This window comes from Williamsia sp. 1135 (assembly GCF_002095395.1).
GTDB lineage: Bacteria > Actinomycetota > Actinomycetes > Mycobacteriales > Mycobacteriaceae > Williamsia.
The window spans coordinates 142,879-152,214 of the sequence record NZ_MJEI01000095.1 but is presented as its reverse complement, the minus strand read 5'-3'; the positions used below and the strand labels follow the sequence as shown (position 1 = coordinate 152,214).

Sequence of the window (9,336 nt, the reverse complement as noted above, 5' to 3'; positions counted from 1 at the left end):
TACTACAGCCGTAGATAGGTAGTTTCGGCGTGTTTGCGCTGGTAGGCGCGGTTGCCGCGGCATGATCTCGAGTTTGTGAAGACATCCAGATCAGCTGCGGCAACCGCAGCACTGAGGGTAGACCATGAGCGGTGGCATGCGGGCCTGGATGGGTTGTTGGAGTCGTTCTCGTCGCGGTTCGCGCGGGTCGAAGCACGACGCAACGCCGGTGCGCTGGTGCTGGGTTTGCTGGCCGATATAGGTTCCAAGAACTGCTGGACTATCGCCGAACTATCGGGCCATGGCACCCCTGACCGACTGCAGCACTTGCTGTCCCGCGCTAAATGGGACGCTGATCTGGTCCGCGATGACGTTCGCAGCTATGTCATCGACCACCTGGCCGACCCTGATGCGGTGCTTGTCGTTGATGAGACCGGCGACTTGAAGAAGGGCACCAACACCGTTGGGGTACAACGCCAGTACACCGGAACCGCCGGACGCACGGAGAACTGTCAGGTCGCGGTCTACCTGACCTACGCCGCCGCTCGCGGACACACCCTGATCGACCGAGCGCTGTACCTGCCGCAGCACACCTGGGCCACCGACCCGCAGCGAAGGACCAAGGCCGGGGTCCCTGACACGGTCGAGTTCGCTACCAAACCAGCCCTGGCAACCACGCTGGTCGAGGCGGCCCTCGACGCCGACGTTCCGGCCTCGTGGGTCGCTGGCGATGAAGTGTACGGCGCAGACCCGAACCTACGAAAAGCGTTGCACAACAGACAGATCGGCTACGTCCTGGCCGTCGGATGCAATCGGCAGGTCCCCACAGCCGCCGGGAAGATCCGGGTCGATGCCCTTGCTGAGAATCTACCGCCGCGGTCCTGGCACAAGATGTCTGCCGGCGCCGGTAGCAAAGGACACCGCTGGTACTCCTGGGCCTTGATCGCGACCACCGAGCGTCCCGATGTTGGCCTCTGTCACGTGTTGGTGCGGCGCAACGATAGCTCCGGCGAGCTCGCCTTCTATCGCTGCTACAGCCCGGCACCGGTGCCGCTGAACCAGTACGTCCGAGTCGCCGGGCGGCGGTGGACGGTCGAGGAATCGTTCCAGAGCGGCAAAGGCCTGACCGGTCTGGATCAGCATCAAGTGCGGACGTGGACGTCCTGGCACCGCTGGATTACCTTGGTCATGGCTGCGCACGCCTTCCTGGCCGTGCATACCGCCACTGAACGCCTGGCCCAACCCTCAGAACCTGGACTGATCCGGTTGTCGGTCAACGAGTTCCGCAAACTCTTCACGATCCTCGTCCTCACACCACTGCATGCCATCGCTGACCCCCTCCGCTGGTCACTCTGGCGACGAAAACACCAATACCGAGCCCGACAACACCACTATCAACGCAGGTCACAACAACAATGAACCCTATCTACGGCTGTAGTACTAGGACCTGGGCGTGGGCGACGGGGTCGTCGGCGACGAAGCCGTCGAGTTGTTCGAGGACCGCCAGCAGCGGACCGGGATCTTCGCTGGGCGCCAGCCAGGGCCATCCACCACTCGAGCGCAGGAGTGAGCCCGCCAGCTTCCCCGCGGTCGCAGTGCGGCCTTCCCGCATCGCGGCGACCAGCTGCGACTCGACGGTGTCGAGGACGGTCTGTCCCCGGCCGGCGCGGGAGAGGGCCTCGAGCAGCGCGAGCATCAGATCGTCGCGTTCGATGTCGACCGAACGTTGTTGCGGTAGTGAGTCATAGGTGTCGAGGGCTCGTTGCCACCAGAGGGCCGCTGTCTCCGAACTCCATCGATCGGCGGCCTCCTCGGCCGCGGTCCGGCAGGCCTGTACCGCCTCGCCGACGTCGACCAGCGGTAGTGCGGCCAGCAGGTGGGTGGCACGACGGCTGAGCAGGTCGGTGCCGATGCCGCCGCTCTCGAGGGCGGCCGCAACCCGGCCGTGGGTCCGTTTGCGCTGAAGCGGTGGCATTCCCGCGAGTATCTCTTCACGCAGCAACCCGTGGGCGAAGGTGTAACCATCGGCTCCGCGCGCAGGCACGATGATCCGGTCGTCCGCCGCGGCGTCGAGGTGGTCGGCGAGCTCGTCGATATCGAGTTGCGTTGTGGCAGAGAGCAGACCGATGTCGATGTCGTCGCCGATGACCGCTGCGGTTCGCAAGATCTTCAGAACCTCTACGCCGAGCCCGGCAAGCCGGCGGCCGAGCACGGAGCGGACCGCGAGCGGGATCTCGCCACCCATCCGTTCCTGGCTCGACAACCGGGCGTACTCAGAGATGAACAGGGGGTTGCCGGCAGTGCGCGCTGCCAGCACCTCGATCTCACGTTCGCCGATGGTGTCGTCGGCGACCTGGGTTGCCAGCGCCGCGATGTCGTGGGCGCCCAACGCCGGCACCACGATCTGGCGGTTGCCCTCGCCTCGGGCGACCGCGCTGCTCAGCCTGCCGAGCGCCGCGCTGCCCTCGCCCTCACGGATCGTGACCACCACGGCCACCCGATGTCCCCGCAGGGCTGTGGCCATGAAGGCGAGTGCACCGAGCGACATCGGATCCGCCCACTGGGCGTCGTCCATCACGACCATCAGCGGCGCCGACGCGGCCGCGTTCTCGATGAGGCGTTGCACGCGCTCATAGGTGGTGAAGCGCGCGGTGTCGGGATCGACGTCGGTGGGGATGGACAACACCTCATCCGGGTCGCCGCCCAGCGCGCCGACCAGCTGCCGGGCCGGCCACCAGGCCGGGGCACCTTCCTCGGGGCTGCGCGCCCACACGTCGCGGCCACCCCTCTGGCGGAGCCGCGCGGCTGCTTCCTCGGCCAGGCGGGTCTTCCCGATCCCGGGCGGTCCCATCAGGATCATCCACCGCGTGCCGCCTGCCACGACGTCGTCGAGTAGCTGATCGATCTGCTCGATCTCGCGGCCACGACCGACGATCGAGCTGCCGCCAGGCGCTGCGATGACGTCGACGGCGTTGCCGGGACGCACGGCAGTCGGTGACTGCAGTTCGGCCGCACCGGACCAGCCAGGCCTGCGCGGCCACGCAATGAGTTCCGGATCGTGTCGCAGGATGGCCGACTGCAGCTCACGCAGTTCGGTGCCCGGTTCGAGACCGAGCTCGGCGTCGAGGCGATCGGAGTGTTCGGCGAAGATATCCAGGGCCTCCGGGGAGCGGCCCGCCCGGTGCAGGGCGAGCATGTGCAGCCAGCAACTGCGATCGCGGAAGGGTTGGGCATCACGCAGGGTGGCCACCTCGACGAGTGCGTCGGCGATCCGGTTCACCGCGAGCAATGCGGTGATCCGGTTCTCGCGGCAGTCGCTGCGGATCTCCTCGAGTCCGCGGGCCTCGAGCCGGACCCATTCTTCATCGGCCATGCCGCTGAGCAGGGGGCCCCGCCAGAGTGACAGCGCGTGGTCCGCCGCATCGAGGGCAGGCTGCCAATCATGGGCCAGCGCGCACCTGTGCGCGGCGGCCGCGGCGTCGGTGAACTCGGAGACATCGACGTCGCCGGCGGGGACGTCGAAGACGTACCCGGGCGTTTGCCTGCGAATGGGGGACGAGCCGGCGGAGTCACTGCGCAGAGCGCGCCGTAGGTTGGACATGTACGCCTGGAGGCTGGAGGCGGCGCTCGGTGGGGCGCTCTCGCCCCAGAGTGCATCGGTCAGTCGGTCGGTGGACACGACGGTACCCCGGTGGATCAGCAACAGTGCCAGCACCATTCGCTGTTTCGGCGAACCGAGGTCGACCGACTCGCCGGAGTCGGTGCGGACCGCAGCGAGTGGGCCGAGCAGCTGATAGCGCATGATTTTTTCGACTTTAGCCCGCGGGTGTGCCGTCTGCCCTTGCGTTGTCGTTCGAACAGATGTCCGCCGTCAGAACGGAGGCGGCGGCCCGTCGAGGTCAGATGACGGTTCCGGTGGAGGCGGCGGTGGTTCAGGCGTTTCGATGAGGTGGCGGTTGCGGTTCCGTTCTGCGCGGCGGCGGGCGTATTTGTCCGCGAGGCGGGTTCGCCGACGCGATGGCATGTCGGGTGGGGCACCCCGGGGAGGTCCGGGGTCGCGCCAGGTCATGTCGAGTAGCGCGGGGAAGAGGTCTTCTCCGGACCATGCCGGTCCGTGGAATCGAACTCCTTCGGGACTGATGAAGACGATGCGGGTACGTCCGTTCGCGTCCGTGTCCTGAAGATCGATCCAGTTACCGAAGGTCTTCAGCAGATGATGAAACTTGCAGAGGCATTTGGTGTCTTCGGCGCAGGTTTGTCCCCCGGCGGCGGGGTTGTCGTGGTCGTATTCGTCGGTGTGGTCGGCTTCTGATTTCCAGGCGGGCCGTCGGCAGCCGGGGAAGGTGCAGTAGGCATCACGGATCCGGACGAATCTGTTGAGGGCAGCGGACAACCGGTAGGCGTTGCCCGGTTGAGACGTCGGCAGCACTGTCTGGGTTTTCCGTTTGCGCCGCCGGCGACGTTCGGCCCGGTTCGGGGGCGCGTCTGCAGCGACCGATTCCGCCTCTGGCTCAGAGCGCTCAGCTGGCTCTGCCCGCGAATCGGCGTCATCGGGGCGTGCGAGGCCAACTGTTCGTTCGGTTTCCGGCGATGTTCGTTCGGTATGCGGCGAAGTCTTCTCGTCGCCCTCCCCTGCCGGACGCTTTGCGTCTTCTTTGGCCTTGACCAGGCGCTTGATCTCGTCGAGCAGCTCCTCGGGGCTCACTTCTTTCGCCGCAGGGGTATGCAGGTCATCGGCGGCAGAGTCGGGCACCGATGACGGCTGATCGAGGACGTCCTTCGCCAGCTCGCCACCGAGGGGGGCGATGCGGGCGTCGGGTCGGCGGGCGATCTCGCGGGCGTGGTCACCGGAGATCACTCCATGACCGTCCATCAGTGCGGCGTTGTTGGCGCGCCCTTCGACGGTCGCTTGGTCCATCACGACGTGAACCACGAACTGTGTGCCGCCATCGCTGTCACCGTCACTGTCACCGTCACTGTCACCGTCGTGCGGACGCGCGAACTCACAACCTTCGGAATCTCCGCACTGGCAGAGGAAGGCGACGTCCATGGTGGCGCAGAACATCGCATCCGACAGACGCTGCGGCGTCGTGCGGGGGTCGTTCGCGCAGACCTGAGAGGCCAACTGCTGCACCCGCTTCTCCAGAAGTAGCGCATTCTCGGCGGTCATCGACGCCACGACATCAGCCATCCCATCGGCGGTCGCGTACCGCTTGAAGTTCCGGCCGTCCTGTGCCCGGGCTCGTCGTTCCCGGACGCCCTCAGGGTCGTGGCGGAACACGATCTGGTCGACCATGTTGCGCATCCGGTCTGCGGACCAGGCGCCATCGCGCCACAACATCTCGGCGATCTCTGCGTCCACCGACGCCGACCAGGGCATGCCGTCGACCAGTTCAGTGCGCGAGACGATATCGCCGATGTGGTGGGGCGCGACCCGGCCGGCGCGCAGTGCGTCGTTCACCTGCGGCAGTCGGTCGCGCAATGCCAGACCACGTCGAATGATGCTGTCCGCCAATCCCAATGTGACTCCCAGCGCGGCTCCGACCCGTGCTGAGCATTGCGCCCACCCGTCGAGTTGGCGCACGTCGACCTCGGCCGTGGGTTCGGCCAACTGGCGATGAATCTCGGCAGCAGTTGCGTATTCAGACCACGCGGCAAGACCTTTCACCTGGGCGAGCTGTTGCATCGATGTGGTGAGTTCGCGCGGGCGCAGCAGACTTGGGGTCGACACCCCCAGACCCCGGAACGCTGCTTCCATCCGCTCTTCGAACATGTTGTCGACTATGCCACGAGGGTCCGACAATTCAGCCAAGACGGCCGAAGGTGACTGAAACAGGTTTATTTGCCGGCGATGTCAGTCGATTCGGCGAAGTTGCTCGTCGAGGATCCGGCATCGTTCCATGGTCGGAACGCCGCCGGATCGCTCGGCTATTCCTCTTGCGGTGGCCACCAACTCCACTGCCGCCGCGCGGTTCCCGACCAGCATGTGCAGCCGCGCGAGGGCAAGGGCCACCGGGCCGACGGCGGCGAGTTGCCCAATCGCGCCGACACCGTCGGTGAATGGCTCGAGTTCGGTGATGAAATCGGAAGCGTGCTCGATCAGTCCGAAGTCGGCGACGACGTGGGCGAGCGCCACGGCGTGGCCCAGGGTGAACCAGACATGCGCACCGCGGGTGCGCTGCCGTTGCCGGACAAGGGTGTTGGCGAGATCGCGGTCGAGGGGTGCCCCGGGGATCGATGCCAATCCTGCGGCGATGACTCCGAGCATGTTGGTGTCGGTGGGACTGGCGGCGACCTCGGTGATCAGTTCGCGGGCCATGACTTTCTCCGACTCCGAGAGGAAACCCTGCTCACGGCGCAGACCCATCAGCGACATCGTCGACTGGCCGGTCACGTAGAGCTCGGTCTGCTCGTGCACCCGTTTGGCAATGGATTGGTGGTGTTCCGCGCGCTCGAAATCGCCGTGCCAGACCGCGACCACCACCTCCATCCATCGCAACTGTGCACGCAAGATGGGCAGGCTCAGTTCTTCGCTGCCCGCGATGGCCTGCTGTAGATGATCCTGCACGGCGGCGATGTCGCCGAGGGTGAACGCGGCCATTGTTGCGATCGAATGGGCGATGACGGCGTCGAAGCGCGCTTGGCGGTGCTCGAAAGCCAACAGTTCGCCGATCACCGTGATGACCTCGCCCGCGTGGGTCGACACCCCGGAGAAGGTGATCAGCCACGCCATCATGACCTCGGCGGTGATGTCCGGGTCGTTGGCGATTGCGGCGTATTCCTGTGCTCGCCCGATCAATTCGGGAGCGAGCGTCGGATCCGGATGGTAGCTGTGCCCGACGCTTAGCGCCCCCAGCACCTGGGCCCGGGCCGCGGGGTCGTCGGCGACCACCTTTTCGGCTCTGGCCAGCAGGAGCAGCAGTGGCGCGGGATCCTTGGTCGGCGAGACCCACGGCCAGCCGCCCCCGGAGCGCAGTAGCGAGCCTGCGAGTCTTCCCACAGTCGAGGGCTTTTCGGCTCGCACCGCCACTGTCAGCGCCGTCTCGACCGTTTCGAGCACGGTTTGCCCGCGCCCCGAGCGTGAAAGGGCTTCGAGCAGTGCGACGGTCAACTCGTCGCGCTGCTCGTCGATCTGCTCGGCGGCAGGCAATAGTTCGTACGCAGCCAGAGCCTGCTGCCACCAATACACAGCGGCCTCGGAGTTCCACCGGCTTGCGGAGTCGGTCGCGGCTCCGGCACAGGCGGCCACGGCATCCCCGGGATCGACGAGAGGCAGTGCTGCCACCAGATGCTGTGCCCGCCTGGTGAGTACATCGGCGCCGACACTTTCGGTCAAGACTTCGGCAACCCTGGCATGCGCCCGCTTTCGGCGCAGCGCGGGCATCTGGGCCAGCACCTCCTCGCGCAGCAGGCCGTGCGCGAATGCGTATCCGCCGCTGCCGGGCGCGGCTGTGATGATCCGCTCGTCGGCGGCCTCGTCGAGATGATCTGCCAGCGAGTCGATGTCGAGATCGATAGTCCGGGACAGCACGCCGATGTCGATGGTGTCGCCGATGATCGCCGCCATTCGGAGCGTCTTCAGTACCTGGGGATCGAGACCGGCCAGACGAAGCCCCAGCACCGAACGTACCGCCAGCGGCAGTTCGCCTGTGTTGCGTTCTTCGCGCGACAGGCGCGCGTACTCGGACACGAACAACGGGTTGCCCCCGGTCCGACGGACCAGGCGGATGACCTCGTCGTCGGTCAGCTCACCTCCCGCCGTCTGCGTTGCCAGGGCAGAGGCCTCGTCGTCGTCGAGGGCGGGCACCACGATCTGGCGGTTGCCGGTCGCACGGGCGACCGCGCTGAGCAATCGCCCGATCGCGGGATGATGCTCGCCCTCGCGGAGCGTGATCACGAACGCGATCCGATGGTGGTGGGCGGAGGTCGCCATCGACGCCAGGGCTCCGACGGACATCGAGTCGGCCCATTGCGCGTCGTCGACCACCACCGCGAGAGGGGTCGTCGCCGCACCTTCCTCGAGCACCCGCTGGATCCGGTCATAGGCGGTGAAGCGGGCGGTGTCGGCGTCGACGTCCTCAGGTGTGGCGAGGATTTCGGCCGGGTCGGTGCCCAAGGCGTTCACCAGTTGACGCGCAGGCCACCACGTCGGCGCCCCCTCCTCGGGGTTCCTCGCCCAGATCGCACGGCCGCCCATCGACTGCAGTCGTCGGGCCGCCTCGTCGGCGAGCCGGGTTTTGCCGATCCCCGGCGGCCCGAGCAGGATCAGCCAGCGCGTTGCTCCGGCGACGACGTCGTCGAGAAGCCGTGCGATCAGCGCCTGTTCGCGGACCCTTCCGACGAGTCCGCCGGGTGCGGAGACCTCAGGTACCGTGGTCGAATCATTCACGGCAGGAGTCGGTTCCGGCGTACGCAGCTCACCCGCTCCCGACCAACTGGGTCGCCGGGGCCAGGCCGCCAATTCCGGGTCGTGCCGCAGTACCGCGCCCTGGAGTTCGCGAAGTTCGGCGCTCGCCTCGAGACCGAGGTCGGTGTCGAGGCGGCGGGCGTGATCGGCGTAGACGTCCAGCGCCTCAGCAGACCGGCCCGCGCGGTGCAGCGCGAGAATGTGCAACCACGCACTGCGGTCGCGGTAAGGCTGGTCGGTTCGCAGCGCAACGACGTCGGCGAGCGCCTGCGCCAGCCTGCCGAGCGCCAACAGCGCAGTGATCCGGACTTCGCGGCACCCGCTGCGGATCTCTTCGAGACGAGCGGCCTCGGTGTGTACCCACTCCTCGTCGCGCTGGCCGGTGAGCAACTCGCCGCGCCAGAGGTTCAACGCCCCATCGGCAGTGTCGAGGGCGAGTGCCCACGCCTCGTCGTCGGACGCCTGCCGGGACTGGTTGGCGAGGTCGAGGAACTCGCTGACGTCGACCTCGGTCTCGGCGACGTCGATGATGTATCCGTTCGACTGCCGCCGGATCGGTGACGTCCCGACCGCGTCATCGCGCAGAGCTCGCCGCAGGTTCGAGATGTAGGCCTGCAGACTCGACATCGCGCTCGGCGGTGCCTCCTCGCCCCACAACGCGTCGGACAAGCGGTCGGTGGACACGACAGTGCAGCGATTGATCAGCAGAATCGCCAGGATCGTCTGCTGTTTCGGCGAGCCGAGATCGACCGACACGGCATCGTCGCCCGCCCCCTGGACAACGGAGAGCGGGCCGAGTAGCTGGTAGCGCATGGCCTGCCTTCCGACCTCGTGTCCCGTATGCGAATCGAGTAAGAGCTTAGGCGACTCGGATTGGATCCGGGATGGATAGACCGCGGGCCCTCTGACACGTTCATGACCCGGTCGGTGGCTGTTTCGGCACGCTCGGC

At 66.8% G+C, this 9,336-nt stretch carries 4 protein-coding genes; 1 reads left to right on the top strand and 3 read right to left on the bottom strand.

All coding sequences use genetic code 11. The features are described 5' to 3' along the window. Nucleotides 1-156: 156 nt before the first annotated feature. Nucleotides 157-1,398: an IS701 family transposase gene (locus BFL43_RS15445; RefSeq protein WP_084889687.1), complete on the top strand. Its 1,242-nt coding sequence runs from the start codon at nucleotides 157-159 to the stop codon at nucleotides 1,396-1,398. A gap of 7 nt (nucleotides 1,399-1,405) precedes the next feature. On the opposite strand, the gene BFL43_RS15440 is transcribed toward BFL43_RS15445, so the two are convergent. The 3 genes from BFL43_RS15440 to BFL43_RS15430 all read right to left on the bottom strand — a co-directional run bounded on the left by BFL43_RS15440 (nucleotide 1,406) and on the right by BFL43_RS15430 (nucleotide 9,199). Continuing rightward, a complete protein-coding gene (locus BFL43_RS15440) occupies nucleotides 1,406-3,781 on the bottom strand; it encodes an AfsR/SARP family transcriptional regulator (protein ID WP_084893389.1) in 2,376 nt (791 codons plus the stop codon). A 69-nt stretch (nucleotides 3,782-3,850) separates the two neighbouring features. Next, complete coding sequence (locus BFL43_RS15435; protein ID WP_084893410.1) at nucleotides 3,851-5,752, bottom strand: HNH endonuclease signature motif containing protein; 1,902 nt, start codon at nucleotides 5,750-5,752, stop codon at nucleotides 3,851-3,853. Between the two features lie 81 nt (nucleotides 5,753-5,833). Further along, a complete protein-coding gene (locus BFL43_RS15430; protein WP_240498289.1) occupies nucleotides 5,834-9,199 on the bottom strand; it encodes a BTAD domain-containing putative transcriptional regulator in 3,366 nt (1,121 codons plus the stop codon). Nucleotides 9,200-9,336 lie beyond the last annotated feature (137 nt).